16 protein-coding genes and 1 tRNA gene are annotated in these 19,351 nt (G+C 58.4%); 16 read left to right on the forward strand and 1 reads right to left on the reverse strand.

Annotation, left to right across the window (positions count from 1 at the left end; genetic code table 11):
- The 12 genes from AC1D35_RS30765 to rpoC form a co-directional block, all read left to right on the forward strand.
- Positions 1–416, forward strand: a 416-nt coding sequence (locus tag AC1D35_RS30765; RefSeq protein ID WP_472975072.1) for an EF-Tu C-terminal domain-related protein, incomplete at its 5' end; no start/stop codon positions are given.
- A 203-nt stretch (positions 417–619) separates the two neighbouring features.
- Entirely contained in the window at positions 620–754 is a 135-nt protein-coding gene (locus AC1D35_RS30770; protein ID WP_477837307.1) for a hypothetical protein, read from the forward strand.
- Between the two features lie 173 nt (positions 755–927).
- A complete protein-coding gene (locus tag AC1D35_RS30775; protein ID WP_113311885.1) occupies positions 928–1,821 on the forward strand; it encodes an NAD-dependent epimerase/dehydratase family protein in 894 nt (297 codons plus the stop codon).
- 215 nt (positions 1,822–2,036) lie between these two features.
- Positions 2,037–2,112, forward strand: a tRNA-Trp gene (locus tag AC1D35_RS30780).
- A gap of 192 nt (positions 2,113–2,304) precedes the next feature.
- Positions 2,305–2,505, forward strand: coding sequence for a preprotein translocase subunit SecE (gene secE, locus AC1D35_RS30785; RefSeq protein ID WP_113302143.1), 201 nt, complete (start codon positions 2,305–2,307; stop codon positions 2,503–2,505).
- Positions 2,506–2,522: 17 nt separating this feature from the next.
- Positions 2,523–3,053 carry a transcription termination/antitermination protein NusG gene (gene nusG, locus AC1D35_RS30790; RefSeq protein ID WP_113302144.1) on the forward strand — a complete coding sequence of 177 codons (531 nt, stop codon included), beginning with the start codon at positions 2,523–2,525 and terminating at the stop codon, positions 3,051–3,053.
- Positions 3,054–3,228: 175 nt separating this feature from the next.
- On the forward strand, positions 3,229–3,660 hold the full coding sequence (gene rplK, locus AC1D35_RS30795; protein WP_007817112.1) for a 50S ribosomal protein L11: 432 nt from the start codon (positions 3,229–3,231) through the stop codon (positions 3,658–3,660).
- Positions 3,661–3,664: 4 nt separating this feature from the next.
- Positions 3,665–4,369 carry a 50S ribosomal protein L1 gene (gene rplA / locus AC1D35_RS30800; RefSeq protein ID WP_477941662.1) on the forward strand — a complete coding sequence of 235 codons (705 nt, stop codon included), beginning with the start codon at positions 3,665–3,667 and terminating at the stop codon, positions 4,367–4,369.
- Between the two features lie 328 nt (positions 4,370–4,697).
- Positions 4,698–5,216, forward strand: coding sequence for a 50S ribosomal protein L10 (gene rplJ / locus AC1D35_RS30805; protein WP_113311884.1), 519 nt, complete (start codon positions 4,698–4,700; stop codon positions 5,214–5,216).
- A 58-nt stretch (positions 5,217–5,274) separates the two neighbouring features.
- Positions 5,275–5,652, forward strand: a complete 378-nt coding sequence (gene rplL / locus AC1D35_RS30810; protein ID WP_113302146.1) for a 50S ribosomal protein L7/L12 — start codon at positions 5,275–5,277, stop codon at positions 5,650–5,652.
- A 261-nt stretch (positions 5,653–5,913) separates the two neighbouring features.
- On the forward strand, positions 5,914–10,056 hold the full coding sequence (gene rpoB, locus AC1D35_RS30815) for a DNA-directed RNA polymerase subunit beta (RefSeq protein ID WP_113302147.1): 4,143 nt from the start codon (positions 5,914–5,916) through the stop codon (positions 10,054–10,056).
- Between the two features lie 185 nt (positions 10,057–10,241).
- The gene (rpoC, locus tag AC1D35_RS30820) at positions 10,242–14,453 is read left to right on the forward strand and encodes a DNA-directed RNA polymerase subunit beta' (protein WP_477941666.1); all 4,212 of its coding nucleotides are present in this window, start codon (positions 10,242–10,244) and stop codon (positions 14,451–14,453) included.
- A gap of 612 nt (positions 14,454–15,065) precedes the next feature.
- On the opposite strand, the gene AC1D35_RS30825 is transcribed toward rpoC, so the two are convergent.
- Positions 15,066–15,359 (reverse strand): transcriptional regulator, encoded by a 294-nt coding sequence (locus AC1D35_RS30825; protein WP_112547859.1) that lies wholly within the window; start codon positions 15,357–15,359, stop codon positions 15,066–15,068.
- Between the two features lie 498 nt (positions 15,360–15,857).
- Here AC1D35_RS30825 and rpsL point away from each other — a divergent pair, with 498 nt between their 5' ends.
- The 4 genes from rpsL to AC1D35_RS30845 form a co-directional block, all read left to right on the forward strand.
- A complete protein-coding gene (gene rpsL / locus AC1D35_RS30830; RefSeq protein WP_003547537.1) occupies positions 15,858–16,229 on the forward strand; it encodes a 30S ribosomal protein S12 in 372 nt (123 codons plus the stop codon).
- A gap of 107 nt (positions 16,230–16,336) precedes the next feature.
- Positions 16,337–16,807 carry a 30S ribosomal protein S7 gene (rpsG, locus tag AC1D35_RS30835; RefSeq protein ID WP_007817128.1) on the forward strand — a complete coding sequence of 157 codons (471 nt, stop codon included), beginning with the start codon at positions 16,337–16,339 and terminating at the stop codon, positions 16,805–16,807.
- A gap of 29 nt (positions 16,808–16,836) precedes the next feature.
- On the forward strand, positions 16,837–18,936 hold the full coding sequence (gene fusA, locus AC1D35_RS30840; protein ID WP_477941670.1) for an elongation factor G: 2,100 nt from the start codon (positions 16,837–16,839) through the stop codon (positions 18,934–18,936).
- Positions 18,937–19,001: 65 nt separating this feature from the next.
- The coding region (locus AC1D35_RS30845) for a GTP-binding protein (protein WP_477941672.1) at positions 19,002–19,351 on the forward strand (350 nt) is incomplete at its 3' end.

Raw genomic sequence — 19,351 nt, forward strand, 5'->3', positions numbered from 1 at the left:
GCGGCGTTGAAATGTTCCGCAAGCTGCTCGATCAGGGCCAGGCCGGCGACAACATCGGCGCTCTGGTTCGCGGTGTGAACCGTGACGGCGTCGAGCGTGGCCAGATCCTGTGCAAGCCGGGCTCTGTCAAGCCGCACAAGAAGTTCAAGGCAGAAGCCTACATCCTGACGAAGGAAGAAGGCGGTCGTCATACGCCGTTCTTCACGAACTACCGTCCGCAGTTCTACTTCCGCACGACGGACGTTACGGGCATCGTGACGCTTCCGGAAGGCACGGAAATGGTCATGCCTGGCGACAACGTCACCGTTGACGTCGAGCTGATCGTTCCGATCGCGATGGAAGAAAAGCTTCGCTTCGCTATCCGCGAAGGCGGCCGTACCGTCGGTGCAGGCATCGTCGCTTCGATCGTCGAGTAATCGCGATATCTCAGATTAAGGAAGAACCCTGCTGGAAACAGCAGGGTTTTTTCGTTTCTGATGGGCGTCTGGCCGTCCATGAGATGTTGTAAAAATATCGTTAAAATTTCCAGACGCAGCACTTTATTCATCTCGCGTTCAGAAAGCGTTTTGCGATCCGGCTTTTATGGTCCAGACTCCTTCTTGTAGAAAGGAGAGCCAGCATGATTCAAAAGGCAACCTTCGTTGCGACGATATTCGCAATGTACGTTTTCACAATGTTTTTCATCGCTGCAATTCCGCAAGAGGTCGTTCAGGCGGCCGGCGTGCAGGTGGATGAGGTAAGCGTCGTCAAGTGATGACCTTGCAGGATCGCCGGAAAATTCGGCGGTGATTGGAAATGACAGCGCAGGTGCTTCCGGTTGGAAGCTCCTGGCCGAAGCGGGTTTGAACCTGCTTGCGTGACGCTCGCTTGCTCTTCGCGCGGAAGAGTTTATCTATGCCTCCGATTTCACGACGCGGAGGATATTTCATGAAAAAGCGCATTCTTTTCACCGGCGGTTCGGGCAAGGCGGGTCGCCATGCCGTGCCGTGGCTCGTCAATGCAGGCTACGAAGTCCACAATGTCGATCTCGTGCCGCTGGAGAGCCCCGGCGTCACCAATCTCATTGCCGACATCACCGATAGCGGCCAGATGTTCAATGTGCTTTCCATGCATCGCGATTTTCCTGATCTGGACGCAGGCAAGGGCGTGCAGTCCTTCGACGCCGTCGTCCATTTCGCTGCGGTGCCGCGCATCCTGATCAAACCCGACAACGAAACCTTCCGAATCAATACGATGGGCACCTACAATGTCATCGAGGCGGCGGTGAAGCTTGGTATCAGGAAGATCATTGTCGCCTCGAGCGAGACCACTTATGGCGTCTGCTTCGCGGAAGGCCATCGCGATTTCCATCAGTTCCCGCTGGAGGAAGACTATGATGTCAATCCGATGGATTCCTACGGCCTCTCCAAGGTCGTGAACGAGAAGACGGCACGCGCTTTCGCCGAGCGCTCCGGCTTCGACATCTATGCGTTGCGTATCGGTAACGTCATCGAGCCGCACGAATACGAGAAATTCCCGACCTACTTCGCCAATCCGGAGATGCGCAAGCGCATCGCCTGGAGCTATATCGACGCGCGCGATCTCGGCCAGATCGTCCATCTCTGCATCGAGAAGGATGGATTGGGTTTCCAGGTCTTCAATGCCGCCAACGATACCGTTTCGGCCAACACGCCGTCGAAAGAGCTCGCCAAACGCTTCTTCCCGAATGTGCCCTTCGCCCGCGATATCGGCGAATATGAAAGCCTGCTTTCCAACCGCAAGATTCGCGAAGTGCTCGGTTTCAAGGAAGAGCACGACTGGCGCAAATACGTGGGTGTGTGAGATTCCGGTTAATGGACATCGGTGCCGGGCGTGTCGCATACTGCGTCCGGCAGCGTAATGCCGCCAGTGCTGATCGCTTTTTCCGGTTGCTTTCGGAGAATGGTTCTGAAAATCGAAAATCGCTCTTGCATATCCCGAGCCGCCGTCTTAAAGGGAGCGCCATGCTTTTCACCGGCTCATGATCGTAAGGTCAACAGGCTGAATGCAAAGCGTAAAGGGGTATAGCTCAGTTGGTAGAGCGGCGGTCTCCAAAACCGCAGGTCGTAAGTTCGAGCCTTACTGCCCCTGCCATTTTCCTTGAACGGAGAGCGCGGACGTGAACGCAGCGTTCCGGCGAGGATTGCGCATATGGCAACAAATTTCGTTAAGCATCGGTTTCCCTCTTGTGTATTCGGGGATCGGTGTTTATTTAGGGTTCAACAGACACGCGGTGCGTGGGGCTGATAGTTTCAGCTTTACGCGCCGTAATTGCGTGGGCAGTCGATGGCATCCAAATCCAATCCATTCGCGTTTCTGCAGCAAGTTCGCGCGGAAACGTCCAAAGTTACCTGGCCGTCGCGCCGCGAGACGATGATCTCGACGGTCATGGTGCTGTTTATGGTTGTTTTTGCTGCGCTGTTTTTCTTTGCCGCTGACCAGCTGATTGGCTGGGCGCTGAGCTTCGTGCTCAATACCGGCAACTGATACGGGTGGAGATGAAAATGGCGGCACGTTGGTACATCGTCCACGCATATTCCAATTTCGAAAAGAAGGTGGCTGAGGACATCGAGAACAAGGCTCGCCAGAAGGGGCTCGAGCACCTGTTCGAGAAGATTCTCGTGCCAACCGAGAAGGTGGTGGAAGTGCGTCGTGGCCGCAAGGTCGATTCCGAGCGCAAGTTCTTCCCGGGTTATGTCATGGTTCGTGCCAACTTGACGGACGAAGCCTATCACCTGATCAAGAATACGCCGAAGGTTACAGGCTTCCTGGGCTCCGACAACAAGCCCGTTCCGATTCCGGATTCCGAGGCTGATCGCATCCTCGGCCAGGTCCAGGAAGGTGTTGAGCGCCCGAAGGCCTCCATTACCTTCGAAATCGGCGAGCAGGTTCGCGTTTCCGACGGCCCGTTCGCATCGTTCAACGGCACGGTTCAGGATGTCGACGAAGAGCGTTCGCGCCTGAAGGTGGAAGTATCGATCTTCGGCCGCGCCACGCCGGTTGAGCTGGAATACGCTCAGGTCGAGAAGGTCTGATTTCGAGATCGGGGTTCGGTCGTCATTGACTGATCCTCGTGCGGCAAACGCCGCATCGCGTGGAAGGTGAGGGGGTCAAGCCGGACCTCAAAGACCCGCACCACGCAACCGCAGCCGCCGGAGTGATCCGGCATCAAGGGCCGGGCGACCGGCCGTCAGTGAAAGGCAGAGAGATATGGCTAAGAAAGTTGCAGGCCAGCTCAAGCTTCAGGTCAAGGCAGGATCGGCAAACCCGTCCCCGCCGATTGGTCCGGCGCTTGGTCAGCGTGGCATTAACATCATGGAATTCTGCAAGTCGTTCAATGCGGCTACGCAGGAAATGGAAAAGGGTATGCCGATCCCGGTCGTCATCACCTATTACCAGGACAAGTCGTTCACCTTCGCGATGAAGCAGCCTCCGGTCAGCTACTGGCTGAAGAAGGAAGCAAAGATCCAGTCCGGTTCCAAGACCCCGGGCAAGGGCGCAAAGGCTGGTACCCTCACCAAGGCTCAGATCAAGACGATCGCAGAAGCTAAGATGAAGGACCTGAACGCAGCAGATATTGAAGGTGCAATGGCGATGATCGAGGGCTCTGCCCGCGCCATGGGCCTGGAAGTGGTGGGTTAAGACCATGGCAGGCAAGCGCACTCAGAAGATCAACGAAGGTGTTGATCCGACCAAGCTCTACGCTCTGACGACCGCCATCGGCATGGTCAAGGAACGTGCCGTAGCAAAGTTCGACGAAACCATCGAAGTTTCGATGAACCTCGGTGTTGACCCGCGCCACGCTGACCAGATGGTTCGCGGCGTTGTCAACCTGCCGAACGGCACCGGCCGTACGGTTCGCGTCGCCGTTTTCGCCCGTGGCCTCAAGGCTGATGAAGCCAAGGCTGCCGGTGCTGACATCGTCGGCGCTGAAGAGCTCGTAGAAATCGTTCAGGGCGGCAAGATCGACTTCGATCGTTGCATCGCGACCCCGGACATGATGCCGCTCGTCGGCCGCCTTGGTAAGGTACTTGGCCCGCGTGGCATGATGCCGAACCCGAAGGTTGGCACGGTTACGATGGATGTCGCTGGAGCCRTCAAGGCTTCCAAGGGCGGCGCTGTCGAGTTCCGCGTCGAGAAGGCCGGTATCGTTCATGCCGGCATCGGCAAGGCGTCCTTCGAAGCCAAGGCTCTGGAAGAAAACATCCGTGCTTTCGCTGACGCTGTCATCAAGGCAAAGCCGGCTGGCGCCAAGGGCAACTACGTCAAGCGCGTAGCGCTCTCCTCGACCATGGGTCCGGGCGTCAAGATCGAAGTTGGCACGGTCACCGCAGCGGCTCCGGCTGCTTAAGTTTCATCGGGCTTCGGCCTGATAACAAGAATTCCGGCCTCGCAAGGGGCCGGAATATTCCGGAGAAATCCGGAATCCTGTCCGAGATTGCAGGTGGTTTTCCCTTAATCACTGTTGCCTGCATGAGACGGGTAAGACCCGAATTGCATGAAGTTATACTTCTAGGAAGTCGGTTCGAGCCTTGGATGCCTTGTGCCTCCTTTGCCTTAAGTGGCGCGGAGCGCGAGGGGACAGGATCCTCAAGCGTCGCTTGGGATCTCTTCTGATCCCAGGAGGCAAAGGCAACCCGGTGGGTCCGTTCAACGGTCCCGCCAACTGGAGATAGGCAGTGGAAAGAGCGGAAAAGCGCGAATTCGTCACGGAACTGAACGATGTCTTCAAGGCATCGGGCTCGGTTGTCGTGGCCCACTATGCTGGTGCTACAGTCGCGCAGATGAACGATTTTCGTTCGAAGATGCGCGCTGCTGGCGGCACCGTCAAGGTCGCGAAAAACCGCCTGGCCAAAATTGCCCTTCAGGGTACGGAAGCGGAAGGGATTTCTGATCTCTTCAAGGGTCAGACCCTCATTGCTTATAGCGATGATCCGATCACCGCTCCGAAGGTCGTCATGGATTTTGCCAAGACCAACGACAAGATCGTTGTTCTCGGCGGCGCCATGGGAACAACCACGCTCAACGCTGAAGCAGTCAAGTCGCTTGCGACCCTGCCTTCGCTCGATGAGCTGCGTGCGAAGCTGCTGGGCATGATCCAGACACCGGCTACCCGCATCGCTGGGGTTGTTGCAGCACCGGCAAGCCAGCTTGCCCGTGTGTTTGCGGCCTACGCCAAGAAGGACGAAGCCGCTTAAGGCGGTTTTTCGCTGTTTATAATCAACCGGTTCGAACCGAACAAAAGGAACTAGTAAAATGGCTGATCTCGCAAAGATCGTTGACGACCTGTCCTCGCTGACCGTTCTGGAAGCTGCAGAACTGTCGAAGCTTCTCGAAGAAAAGTGGGGCGTTTCCGCTGCTGCTCCGGTAGCTGTTGCTGCCGCTGGTGGTGCTGCCGCTGCTGCTGTCGTTGAAGAAGAAAAGACCGAGTTCGACGTCATCCTCACGGATGCCGGCGCCAACAAGATCAACGTCATCAAGGAAGTCCGCGCTATCACCGGCCTCGGCCTCAAGGAAGCCAAGGACCTGGTCGAAGCTGCTCCGAAGGCTGTCAAGGAAGCTGTTTCCAAGGCTGAAGCCGCTGACATCAAGAAGAAGCTTGAAGACGCTGGCGCAAAGGCCGACGTCAAGTAATCTTGAACCGCATCTGGGAGGCGGGGTATTTACTGCCTCCCATTTGCCGTTTTTCTGAACGAATTACCCAAAAGCCGCGTGAAAACGGCTTTTGGGTAATGGGTTCTTCAAGAGCATGGTCTCGAACCGAGGCACCAAGGCAATCCGGCCTGGCTGTTTCGGGAGGTGGGACGAGGTTGAACTACTCATTGGTTGACGGGATCGACTGGCCATCGGTTCCCGTCCGTTGCAGGCCCGGATGCAATTTTTGAAGGAGCGACGATGGCTCAGACCCTTTCGTTCAATGGTCGTAGGCGCGTACGCAAGTTTTTTGGTAAAATCCCCGAAGTCGCAGAAATGCCGAACCTCATCGAGGTTCAGAAGGCATCCTACGACCAATTTCTGATGGTTGAAGAGCCCAAGGGCGGTCGTCCCGACGAAGGCCTTCAGGCAGTCTTCAAGTCCGTTTTCCCGATCACCGATTTCTCCGGCGCTTCGATGCTGGAGTTCGTATCCTATGAATTCGAACCGCCGAAGTTCGACGTCGACGAATGCCGCCAGCGCGACCTGACCTATGCCGCGCCGCTGAAGGTTACTCTCCGTCTCATCGTGTTCGATATCGACGAGGATACCGGCGCCAAGTCGATCAAGGACATCAAGGAACAGTCCGTTTACATGGGCGACATGCCGCTCATGACGAACAACGGCACGTTCATCGTCAACGGCACCGAGCGCGTGATCGTATCCCAGATGCACCGTTCGCCGGGCGTCTTCTTCGATCACGACAAGGGCAAGAGCCATTCTTCCGGCAAGCTGCTCTTTGCTGCCCGCGTAATCCCGTATCGTGGTTCCTGGCTCGATATCGAATTCGACGCCAAGGACATCGTCTATGCCCGTATCGACCGCCGCCGCAAGATTCCGGTGACGTCGCTGCTGATGGCCCTCGGCATGGACGGCGAGGAAATTCTCGACACCTTCTATACGAAGTCGCTCTACAAGCGTGACGGCGAAGGCTGGCGCATTCCCTTCAAGCCGGAAACGCTGAAGGGTGCAAAGGCGATCACCGAGATGGTTGACGCCGATACCGGCGAAGTCGTTGTCGAAGCCGGCAAGAAGTTGACCCCGCGTCTGCTTCGCGCGCTTTCCGACAAGGGCCTGAAGGCTCTCAAGGCGACTGACGACGATCTGTACGGCAACTATCTTGCCGGAGACATCGTCAACTACTCGACGGGCGAGATCTATCTCGAAGCCGGCGATGAAATCGACGAGAAGACGCTGGGTATCATCCTCGCCAATCACTTCGACGAGATCCCGGTTCTCGGCATCGACCACATCAATGTCGGCGCCTACATCCGCAATACGCTGACGGCAGACAAGAACGAGAACCGCCAGGACGCTCTGTTCGACATCTACCGCGTCATGCGTCCGGGTGAGCCGCCGACGATGGAATCGGCCGAAGCCATGTTCAACTCGCTGTTCTTCGATGCGGAGCGTTACGATCTCTCCGCCGTCGGCCGCGTCAAGATGAACATGCGCCTCGACTTGACCGTCGAAGACACCGTCCGCATTCTACGCAAGGACGACATCCTGGCCGTGGTCAAGATGCTCGTCGAACTGCGCGACGGCAGGGGCGAGATCGACGACATCGACAACCTCGGCAACCGCCGCGTCCGCTCGGTCGGCGAGCTGATGGAGAACCAGTACCGTCTCGGCTTGCTGCGCATGGAGCGCGCGATCAAGGAACGCATGTCCTCGATCGAAATCGACACGGTCATGCCGCAGGATCTGATCAACGCCAAGCCGGCTGCTGCAGCCGTCCGCGAATTCTTCGGTTCCTCGCAGCTCTCGCAGTTCATGGACCAGGTCAACCCGCTCTCGGAAATCACCCACAAGCGCCGTCTCTCGGCTCTTGGCCCGGGCGGTCTGACCCGCGAGCGTGCCGGCTTCGAAGTCCGCGACGTTCATCCGACGCACTACGGCCGTATTTGCCCGATCGAAACGCCGGAAGGCCCGAACATCGGTCTGATCAACTCGCTGGCAACCTTCGCACGCGTCAACAAGTACGGCTTTATCGAAAGCCCGTATCGTCGCATCGTCGACGGCAAGGTGACCAGTGATGTGCTCTATCTCTCCGCTATGGAAGAGGCGAAGTACTATGTTGCCCAGGCCAACGCCGAACTGACGTCCGATGGTTCCTTCGTCGACGAATTCGTCGTTTGCCGTCACGCCGGTGAAGTTATGCTCGCTCCGCGCGACAGCATGAACTTGATGGACGTCTCGCCGAAGCAGGTCGTTTCGGTCGCAGCCGCTCTCATCCCGTTCCTGGAAAACGACGACGCCAACCGCGCTCTCATGGGCTCGAACATGCAGCGTCAGGCCGTTCCGCTTCTGCGGGCTGAAGCACCGTTCGTCGGCACCGGCATGGAACCGGTCGTCGCCCGCGACTCCGGTGCTGCCATCGGCGCACGCCGCGGCGGTGTGGTCGACCAGGTCGACGCGACGCGTATCGTTATCCGCGCCACGGAAGACCTCGAAGCCGGCAAATCCGGCGTCGATATCTACCGCCTGCAGAAGTTCCAGCGTTCGAACCAGAACACCTGCGTCAACCAGCGTCCGCTGGTAACCGTCGGTGACGAGGTCAACCGCGGCGACATTCTCGCCGACGGTCCGTCGACCGATCTCGGTGATCTGGCGCTCGGCCGCAACGCGCTCGTCGCGTTCATGCCCTGGAACGGCTACAACTACGAAGACTCGATCCTGCTCTCCGAGCGTATCGTTGCCGACGACGTGTTCACCTCCATCCACATCGAAGAATTCGAAGTGATGGCGCGTGACACCAAGCTTGGTCCGGAAGAAATCACGCGCGATATTCCGAACGTTTCGGAAGAAGCGCTGAAGAATCTCGACGAAGCCGGTATCGTCTACATCGGCGCCGAAGTTCAGCCGGGCGATATCCTGGTCGGCAAGATCACCCCGAAGGGCGAAAGCCCGATGACGCCGGAAGAAAAGCTCCTGCGCGCCATCTTCGGTGAAAAGGCATCCGACGTTCGCGATACGTCCATGCGCATGCCGCCCGGCACCTACGGCACGATCGTCGAAGTGCGCGTCTTCAACCGCCACGGCGTTGAAAAAGACGAGCGCGCGATGGCAATCGAGCGCGAAGAGATCGAGCGTCTGGCAAAGGACCGTGACGACGAGCAGGCGATCCTCGACCGTAACGTCTACGGCCGTCTGATCGACATGCTGCGCGGCCAGTCCTCCATTGCAGGCCCGAAGGGCTTCAAGAAGGGCACCGAGCTGTCGAACGCCGTCGTCTCCGAATATCCCCGCTCGCAGTGGTGGATGTTCGCCGTCGAGGACGAAAAGGTCCAGAGCGAACTCGAAGCGCTTCGTGGCCAGTACGACGAATCCAAGTCGCGCCTTGAACAGCGCTTCATGGACAAGGTCGAGAAGGTCCAGCGTGGCGACGAAATGCCTCCGGGCGTCATGAAGATGGTCAAGGTCTTCGTCGCTGTTAAGCGCAAGATCCAGCCGGGCGACAAGATGGCCGGCCGTCACGGCAACAAGGGTGTGGTTTCGCGCATCGTGCCTGTGGAAGACATGCCGTTCCTGGAAGACGGCACGCATGTCGACGTCGTTCTGAACCCGCTCGGCGTTCCCTCGCGCATGAACGTCGGCCAGATCCTCGAGACACACCTTGGCTGGGCTTGCGCCGGCATGGGTCGTCAGATCGGCGATATGCTGGAAGCCTACAGGGCCAACGGCAATATCGAACCGCTCCGCAAGACGATTGGCGACGTTGTCGGCGATGGTCCGAAGGCCGAACAGGTCAAGGATTTCGACGATGAATCGGTGCTGCGTCTCGCTGACCAGTGGAAGCGCGGCGTTTCGATTGCGACGCCGGTCTTCGATGGCGCTCACGAAGGTGACGTCAACGACATGCTGGCACTGGCGGGTCTCAAGGAAAGCGGCCAGTCGACACTGTACGATGGTCGTACCGGCGAGCAGTTCGACCGCCAGGTCACGGTTGGCTACATCTACATGCTGAAGCTCAACCACCTGGTCGACGACAAGATCCACGCTCGTTCGATCGGCCCGTACTCGCTCGTTACCCAGCAGCCGCTGGGCGGCAAGGCGCAGTTCGGCGGCCAGCGCTTCGGCGAAATGGAAGTCTGGGCACTCGAAGCCTACGGTGCAGCCTATACGCTGCAGGAAATGCTGACGGTGAAGTCGGACGACGTGGCCGGCCGCACCAAGGTCTACGAAGCGATCGTCCGTGGCGACGACACCTTCGAGGCCGGTATTCCGGAAAGCTTCAACGTTCTCGTCAAGGAAATGCGCTCGCTGGGTCTCTCCGTCGAGCTCGAAAATTCCAAGATCGAGGAGCTGCAGGCTGCAGGCCAGCTGCCGGATGCTGCCGAGTAACCACATGATAAGGTGTGCGCCTTAGGGCGCACACCGTTCCCGCCATGGCCCCGTAATGTGTCGGCCGGGCAGGGACGCTTTCGCCGCATTCTGCGGTTATTGTCGTTTAAGCGCTGGCGCGGCTCCCGGGAATTTGCCGCCAACCTCGCAAGCTAAGGGCGCTTTCGCCCATGAAGGAGACAGGCATGAACCAAGAGGTCATGAATCTTTTCAATCCGCAGGTGCCTGCACAGAACTTCGATTCCATCCGGATTTCGATCGCCTCTCCGGAGAAGATTCTTTCCTGGTCCTACGGCGAGATCAAGAAGCCGGAAACCATCAACTACCGTACGTTCAAGCCTGAACGCGACGGTCTCTTCTGCGCGCGCATCTTCGGACCGATCAAGGACTACGAGTGCCTGTGCGGCAAGTACAAGCGCATGAAGTACAAGGGCATCATCTGCGAAAAGTGCGGCGTCGAAGTCACGCTGTCGCGCGTTCGCCGTGAGCGCATGGGCCATATCGAGCTCGCCGCTCCCGTTGCCCATATCTGGTYCCTGAAGTCACTGCCGAGCCGCATCTCCACGCTGCTCGACATGACGCTGAAGGATGTTGAGCGCGTCCTCTACTTCGAAAACTACATCGTCACTGAGCCGGGTCTCACCGCGCTCAAGGAGCACCAGCTCCTGTCCGAAGAAGAGTACATGCTCGCCGTCGACGAATACGGCGAAGATCAGTTCACGGCCATGATCGGTGCCGAAGCCATCTACGAGATGCTCGCATCGATGAACCTCGAAAAGATCGCTGGCGACCTTCGCTCCGAGCTTGCCGACACCACGTCGGACCTCAAGCAGAAGAAGCTGATGAAGCGTTTGAAGATCGTCGAGAACTTCATGGAATCTGGCAACCGTCCGGAATGGATGATCATGAAGGTCGTTCCGGTCATCCCGCCGGACCTGCGCCCGCTGGTTCCTCTGGACGGTGGTCGTTTCGCGACATCGGACCTGAACGATCTCTATCGCCGCGTCATCAACCGTAACAACCGTCTGAAGCGCCTGATCGAACTGCGCGCACCGGGTATCATCATCCGCAACGAAAAGCGCATGCTGCAGGAATCTGTCGACGCGCTCTTCGATAACGGCCGCCGTGGCCGCGTCATCACCGGCGCTAACAAGCGTCCGTTGAAGTCGCTGTCGGATATGCTCAAGGGCAAGYAGGGCCGCTTCCGTCAGAACCTGCTCGGCAAGCGCGTCGACTATTCCGGCCGTTCGGTCATCGTGACCGGTCCGGAACTGAAGCTGCATCAGTGCGGCCTTCCGAAGAAGATGGCGCTCGAGCTCTTCAAGCCGTTCATCTATGCCCGCCTCGACGCCAAGGGTTATTCCTCGACCGTCAAGCAGGCCAAGAAGCTGGTTGAAAAGGAAAAGCCTGAGGTCTGGGATATCCTCGACGAGGTCATCCGCGAGCATCCGGTTCTCCTGAACCGCGCACCGACGCTGCACCGCCTGGGCATCCAGGCCTTCGAACCCATGCTGGTCGAAGGCAAGGCTATCCAGCTGCATCCGCTCGTCTGCACGGCCTTCAACGCCGACTTCGACGGTGACCAGATGGCCGTTCACGTGCCGCTGTCGCTCGAAGCCCAGCTCGAAGCCCGCGTTCTGATGATGTCGACGAACAACATCCTGCATCCGGCAAACGGCGCACCGATCATCGTTCCGTCGCAGGACATGGTTCTCGGCCTCTACTACCTGTCGATCATGAACCAGAACGAGCCGGGCGAAGGCATGGCCTTCTCCGACCTCGGTGAGCTGCACCACGCCCTGGAAAACAAGGTCGTGACGCTGCACACCAAGATTCGCGGTCGCTTCAAGTCGATCGGCGAGGACGGCAAGCCGTACTCGAAGATCTATGAGACAACGCCGGGCCGCCTGCTCATCGGCGAACTCCTGCCGAAGAACGGCAAGGTGACCTTCGATATCTGCAACCAGGAAATGACCAAGAAGAACATCTCCAGGATGATCGACGCGGTCTACCGTCATTGCGGCCAGAAGGACACGGTCATTTTCTGCGACCGCATCATGCAGCTCGGCTTCAGCCATGCCTGCCGCGCCGGCATTTCGTTCGGCAAGGACGATATGGTCATTCCGGACACCAAGGCGAAGATCGTCGACGACACCGAAAGCCTGGTCAAGGAATACGAGCAGCAGTACAATGACGGTCTGATCACTCAGGGTGAAAAGTACAACAAGGTTGTCGACGCTTGGGGCAAGGCGACGGAAAAGGTCGCCGAAGAGATGATGGCCCGTATTAAGGCTGTTGAATTCGATCCGGCGACCGGTCGCCAGAAGCCGATGAACTCGATCTACATGATGTCCCATTCGGGCGCCCGCGGTTCTCCGAACCAGATGCGTCAGCTGGGCGGCATGCGCGGCCTCATGGCCAAACCGTCGGGTGAAATCATCGAGACGCCGATCATCTCGAACTTCAAGGAAGGCCTGACCGTCAACGAGTACTTCAACTCGACGCACGGCGCCCGTAAGGGTCTGGCAGACACCGCGCTCAAGACTGCGAACTCGGGTTACCTGACCCGTCGTCTCGTTGACGTTGCGCAGGACTGCATCGTCACGCACGTCGATTGCGGCACCGAAACCGGCCTCACCATGACTGCCATCGTCGATGCCGGCCAGGTCGTTGCCTCGATCGGTGTCCGTATCCTCGGCCGTACGGCTCTTGACAATATCGACCATCCGATCACCGGCGAGCGTATCGTCGATGCCGGCAGGATGATCCTCGAGCCTGATGTCGTCGAAATCGAAAAGTCTGGTATCCAGTCGATTCGTATTCGTTCGGCACTGACCTGCGAAATCCAGACGGGCGTCTGCGCGGTCTGCTACGGCCGCGACCTCGCACGCGGTACGCCTGTTAACATGGGTGAAGCCGTCGGCGTTATCGCGGCTCAGTCGATCGGCGAACCGGGCACGCAGCTCACCATGCGTACGTTCCACCTTGGTGGTACGGCAACCGTGGTCGACCAGTCGTTCCTGGAAGCCTCGTACGAAGGTACGGTGCAGATCAAGAACCGCAACATCCTGCGCAACTCCGATGGCAACCTCATTGCCATGGGCCGCAACATAACCGTCCAGATCTTGGACGAGCGTGGTGTGGAGCGTTCCTCGCAGCGTGTTGCCTACGGTTCGAAGCTGCATGTCGACGAAGGCGACAAGGTCAAGCGCGGTCAGCGTCTGGCGGAGTGGGATCCCTACACCCGTCCGATGATGACGGAAGTAGCTGGTACGGTTCAGTTCGAAGATGTCGTCGATGGCCTCTCCGTTCTCGAAGCGACCGACGAAGCCACTGGCATCACCAAGCGTCAGGTTATCGACTGGCGTTCGACCCCGCGCGGTTCGGACCTGAAGCCTGCCATCGTCATCAAGGATGCAAGCGGCAATGTCGCGAAGCTTTCCCGCGGTGGCGAAGCCCGCTTCCTGCTCTCGGTCGATGCAATCCTGTCGGTCGAGCCGGGCACGAAGGTCTCTCAGGGTGACGTTCTCGCGCGTTCGCCGCTGGAAAGCGCCAAGACCAAGGACATTACCGGTGGTCTGCCGCGTGTTGCAGAACTGTTCGAAGCCCGTCGTCCGAAGGACCACGCCATCATCGCAGAGATCGATGGTACGATCCGCCTCGGCCGCGACTACAAGAACAAGCGTCGTGTCATCATCGAGCCGGCAGAAGACGGTGTCGAGCCTGTCGAATACCTGATCCCGAAGGGCAAGCCCTTCCACCTTCAGGAAGGCGACTATATCGAAAAGGGTGACTACATCCTCGACGGTAACCCGGCTCCGCACGACATCCTGGTGATCAAGGGCGTGGAAGCCTTGGCTTCCTACCTCGTGAACGAAATCCAGGAAGTCTATCGTCTGCAGGGCGTTGTCATCAACGACAAGCACATTGAAGTGATTGTCCGTCAGATGCTGCAGAAGGTGGAAATCACCGATGCAGGCGACTCCACGTACATCGTCGGCGACAATGTCGACCGTATCGAACTGGAAGACGTCAACGACCACCTCATCGAGGAAGGCAAGAAGCCTGCCAGCGGTGACCCGGTTCTGCTCGGCATCACCAAGGCATCGCTGCAGACCCCGTCCTTCATCTCGGCCGCTTCCTTCCAGGAAACGACCAAGGTGCTGACGGAAGCCGCGATCGCCGGCAAGACCGACGGTCTGCAGGGTCTGAAGGAAAACGTCATCGTCGGCCGTCTGATCCCGGCTGGTACCGGTGGCACCATGACCCAGATCCGCCGCATCGCGACGGCTCGCGACGACCTGATCCTGGAAGAGCGCCGCAAGGGCTCCGGGGCAGGGGTCGCAACGCCGATGCTGCAGGACCTGGCGAACGAAAGCGCCCCGGCTGCCGAATAATCGGCAACTCGGTATCTCTCAAATTCAAAACCGCCCGGAGAAATCCGGGCGGTTTTTCTTTGTCCGAAAGATCGTGGGAGATGGGGTGCCGCGCCGATAAACAGCGTTGCGACGATGGCGGCAAGATAGACGGACCCGGAGCAGATCAGGATGCCTGTTACGCGGCTGGAGCGGGCTGCTGACGGCAGCAATGCGGACAGATGTCGGACGTCCGGAATTTTAGTATCGCATACCGGTGGCGCTTCATGGCAGTAAAAGACAAAGCCGCCGGCAACGGCCGGGCGGCTTCGCTGAAATCGTTGCTGAGGCTTAAAGACCGAGCGCGCAGCACAACTCGGTCTTGGCACGCCAAAAGGTGGTTTGTCAGCGGTCACCGCGAGCGCAGGCCAATATCGAAGGGCAGGCGGAAGATGCCTGAACGCAGACGGACTGCGGCCTGCAGTTCGGGATACGCAAAAAAGGAATGCTGCACTTGCAGAGACCGCTGGCGACGGTATTGCGAGAACCCGCCGCACGCTCGCCGCCCTCATTGATATCGGCCAAAATGGAAAAGGTGAGGGTGGGAGGATTGGGCCCGCGCCGGCGCGCAGGCTTTGTTCTTTATATATAGGTCTAGCTGAAGCGGATGATCGAGACTTCGCCGTCCAGCGCACCCTGGTAGGCGGATGCATGCGGCTCTTCGGAGGGCACTTCGGTCAGCATGCCGATCTGGTCGAGATCGGCTTCGATGAAGCCTTCCTCGGCGAGCGCGTTCAAGGCTTCGCGCACGGCGCTGTCGTCATCGGCGGCTTTCAGCATGACGTGCAGGTCCACGCCCTCGCTCGTATCGGATTCATAGCCCTTGCCGATGATGATGAAGATCATCGGTCCGTCGAAATTGTTGTCATTGTCCGGTGTCCCGATCATCTTTTTGTCCTTCGGCTGTCTGAGAATCGCAATATGCAGATCCCATATAAGGGCTTGATGTCTGCAAATACTGATTCCTATCCGTTTTTGCTGCAATGCCCAAGTTTATCTTGCCGGGTATCTTTAACCGGCCTAAAGAGCCTGTAAACAGCGTGTTCACAGGGCTTTTCAAGCCGTCGGGGCGGAGATTATTTCTTAACCGGCCTTGACGAAGAGGGCGGAAACCAGTAGTACGCCGGCCATCGGATCCCATGTGAGGTTTGGCTGTTCGGGGCGACGCGCCCTGAAGATCGCCTCAAACAAGGTTCTAAACGCACGTTGAAGTCATGATGCTGCACGCATGACGCATCTTTTTTGCGTCCTCTGCTCTATGTGGTCCATCTGCGGAAGCGGATCGGGCCATATTTTGCGCATTGAGGGAAAATATGTGTGGCAGTGCCGGAGACGGCGAAGTTCGAGCCCGTAAGGGCTGTTGAGACAAACGTAAGGGATGGTTGAATGCCTACCGTAAACCAGCTGATCCGCAAGCCTCGCCAGGCGAACGTAAAGCGTAACAAGGTTCCCGCTCTTCAGGAGAACCCGCAGAAGCGTGGTGTTTGCACCCGCGTTTACACAACGACGCCGAAGAAGCCGAACTCGGCTCTGCGTAAGGTCGCAAAGATCCGCCTCACCAACGGCTTCGAAGTCATTGGTTACATTCCCGGCGAAGGTCACAACCTTCAGGAACACTCTGTCGTCATGATCCGTGGCGGCCGCGTCAAGGACCTTCCGGGTGTCCGTTACCACATCATCCGCGGCGTTCTCGATACCCAGGGTGTCAAGAACCGCAAGCAGCGCCGTTCCAAGTACGGTGCGAAGCGTCCGAAGTAATTTCGCCCCGGGCGATATCGCCCGGAAAGGCTTGGAAGTGAGATCCCCGGCGCTGCGCGAAGTCCTCCGCGTGGTAGAGCGCCTTAACAGTTAAAGAGACGAGAAGTATGTCCAGACGCCATAAAGCAGAAAAGCGCGAGATCAATCCGGACCCGAAGTTCGGTGACCTCGTTGTCACGAAGTTCATGAACGCCATCATGCTCGACGGCAAGAAGTCCGTCGCTGAAAGCATCGTATACGGCGCGTTTGACTCCGTGCAGGGCAAGTCGAAGCAGGAGCCGCTGACGGTTTTCCATTCCGCGCTCGACAACATCGCTCCGCACGTTGAAGTCCGTTCGCGCCGCGTCGGTGGTGCGACCTACCAGGTTCCGGTCGATGTCCGTCCGGAGCGTCGTCAGGCTCTTGCCATCCGCTGGCTGATCGCTGCTGCTCGCAAGCGCAACGAAACCACCATGATCGATCGTCTCTCGGGCGAACTTCTCGATGCCTCGAACAACCGCGGTTCTGCGGTCAAGAAGCGCGAAGACACGCACAAGATGGCTGACGCCAACCGCGCGTTCTCGCATTATCGCTGGTAATCCCGAACGATATCGAAAGGCAGTCCATTATGGCTCGCGAATATAAGATCGAAGACTACCGCAATTTCGGTATCATGGCGCACATTGACGCCGGCAAGACCACGACTACCGAGCGTATTCTTTATTACACCGGCAAGTCGCACAAGATCGGCGAAGTCCACGACGGCGCAGCCACGATGGACTGGATGGAGCAGGAGCAGGAACGCGGTATCACGATCACGTCCGCTGCTACCACGACCTACTGGAAGGGCCGTGACGGCAAGACCCGCCGCTTCAACATCATCGACACTCCCGGCCACGTCGACTTCACCATCGAAGTCGAGCGTTCTCTGCGCGTTCTCGACGGCGCCATTGCGCTGCTCGATGCCAACGCCGGCGTTGAGCCCCAGACGGAAACCGTCTGGCGCCAGGCTGAGAAGTACAATGTTCCGCGCATGATCTTCTRCAACAAGATGGACAAGACCGGTGCGGACTTCTACCGCTCCGTCGAGATGATCAAGACCCGTCTCGGCGCAACGGCTGTCGTCATGCAGCTGCCGATCGGTGCAGAAACCGAATTCAAGGGCGTCATCGACCTCATCGAGATGAACGCTCTCATCTGGCGCGACGAGTCGCTGGGTGCTCAGTGGGATGTCGTCGAGATCCCTGAGGACATGAAGGCCAAGGCTGAAGAATATCGCGAAAAGCTGATCGAAACGGTCGTCGACATCGACGAAGCCGCGACGGAAGCCTATCTCGAAGGCATCCTGCCCGACAACGACAAGATCCGCGAACTCGTTCGCCGCGGCACGATCGACGTCAAGTTCCATCCGATGTTCTGTGGCACAGCGTTCAAGAACAAGGGCGTTCAGCCTTTGCTCGACGCTGTCGTGGACTACCTGCCGTCGCCGATGGACATTCCTGCGATCAAGGGCGTCGATTTCAAGACGGACGCTGAGATCGAGCGTCACGCCGATGACAGCGAGCCGTTGTCCATGCTCGCTTTCAAGATCATGAACGACCCGTTCGTCGGTTCGCTCACCTTTGCACGCATCTACTCCGGCAAGCTCGAAAAGGGCGCGTCGGTCATGAATACGGTCAAGGACAAGCGCGAGCGCGTCGGCCGCATGTTGCAGATGCATTCCAACTCGCGTGAAGACATCGAAGAAGCCTTCGCTGGCGACATCGTCGCTCTCGCCGGTCTTAAGGAAACCACCACTGGCGATACGCTCTGCGACCCGCTGAAGCCGGTTATCCTTGAGCGCATGGAATTCCCCGAGCCGGTCATCCAGATCGCCATCGAGCCGAAGACCAAGGGCGACCAGGAAAAGATGGGCCTCGCGCTCAACCGTCTGGCTGCTGAGGATCCGTCCTTCCGCGTCAAGACCGACCAGGAATCCGGCCAGACCATCATCGCCGGTATGGGCGAACTGCATCTCGACATTATCGTCGACCGCATGCGTCGTGAGTTCAAGGTCGAAGCAACCGTCGGCGCGCCGCAGGTTGCCTACCGCGAAACCATCACAAAGGCACACGAAGAAGACTACACGCACAAGAAGCAGTCCGGTGGTACCGGCCAGTTCGCTCGCGTGAAGATCGTCTTCGAACCGAACCCGGATGGCGAAGACTTCAAGTTCGAATCCAAGATCGTTGGCGGCTCTGTTCCGAAGGAATATATCCCCGGCGTTCAGAAGGGTATCGAAAGCGTTCTGTCTTCGGGTCCGCTCGCTGGCTTCCCGATGCTCGGTGTCAAGGCGACCCTCATCGACGGCGCCTTCCATGACGTCGACTCGTCGGTCCTGGCGTTCGAAATCGCTTCCCGCGCTTGCTTCCGTGAAGCAGCGAAGAAGGCCGGTGCTCAGCTCCTCGAGCCGATGATGAAGGTCGAAGTCGTCACCCCGGAAGATTATGTCGGCGATGTCATCGGCGACCTGAACTCCCGTCGTGGTCAGATCCAGGGCCAGGAAAGCCGTGGTATCGCTGTTGTCATCAACGCCAACGTTCCGCTGGCGAACATGTTCAAGTACGTCGATAACCTGCGCTCCATGTCGCAGGGCCGTGCTCAGTACACGATGACCTTCGATCATTACGCGCCGGTCCCGTCGAACGTCGCAACCGAAATCCAGGCAAAGTATTCCGGTCAGAAGTGACCGGAATACCAATTGACCGATAACAAGAATTAGCGCCCTTCGGGGCCAAAAATGGAGAGCCGAAAATGGCAAAGAGTAAGTTTGAGCGCAACAAGCCGCACGTCAACATCGGCACGATCGGCCACGTTGACCACGGCAAGACGTCTCTGACGGCAGCGATCACGAAGTATTTCGGTGAATACAAGGCGTATGACCAGATTGACGCTGCACCGGAAGAAAAGGCGCGCGGCATCACCATTTCGACGGCTCACGTCGAGTATGAGACGCCGGCCCGTCACTACGCCCACGTCGACTGCCCCGGCCACGCCGACTATGTCAAGAACATGATCACCGGTGCTGCGCAGATGGACGGCGCGATCCTGGTCTGCTCTGCTGCTGACGGCCCGATGCCGCAGACGCGCGAGCACATCCTGCT

Source organism: Rhizobium sp. P1_E6 (genome assembly GCF_056405875.1).

Coding starts and splice junctions, on each gene's coding strand:
- AC1D35_RS30770 (WP_477837307.1), top strand. CDS start 620: ATGATTCAAAAGGCAACCTTCGTTGCGACGATATTCGCAATGTACGTT.
- AC1D35_RS30775 (WP_113311885.1), top strand. CDS start 928: ATGAAAAAGCGCATTCTTTTCACCGGCGGTTCGGGCAAGGCGGGTCGC.
- secE (WP_113302143.1), top strand. CDS start 2,305: ATGGCATCCAAATCCAATCCATTCGCGTTTCTGCAGCAAGTTCGCGCG.
- nusG (WP_113302144.1), top strand. CDS start 2,523: ATGGCGGCACGTTGGTACATCGTCCACGCATATTCCAATTTCGAAAAG.
- rplK (WP_007817112.1), top strand. CDS start 3,229: ATGGCTAAGAAAGTTGCAGGCCAGCTCAAGCTTCAGGTCAAGGCAGGA.
- rplL (WP_113302146.1), top strand. CDS start 5,275: ATGGCTGATCTCGCAAAGATCGTTGACGACCTGTCCTCGCTGACCGTT.
- rpoB (WP_113302147.1), top strand. CDS start 5,914: ATGGCTCAGACCCTTTCGTTCAATGGTCGTAGGCGCGTACGCAAGTTT.
- AC1D35_RS30825 (WP_112547859.1), bottom strand. CDS start 15,359: ATGATCGGGACACCGGACAATGACAACAATTTCGACGGACCGATGATC.
- rpsL (WP_003547537.1), top strand. CDS start 15,858: ATGCCTACCGTAAACCAGCTGATCCGCAAGCCTCGCCAGGCGAACGTA.
- rpsG (WP_007817128.1), top strand. CDS start 16,337: ATGTCCAGACGCCATAAAGCAGAAAAGCGCGAGATCAATCCGGACCCG.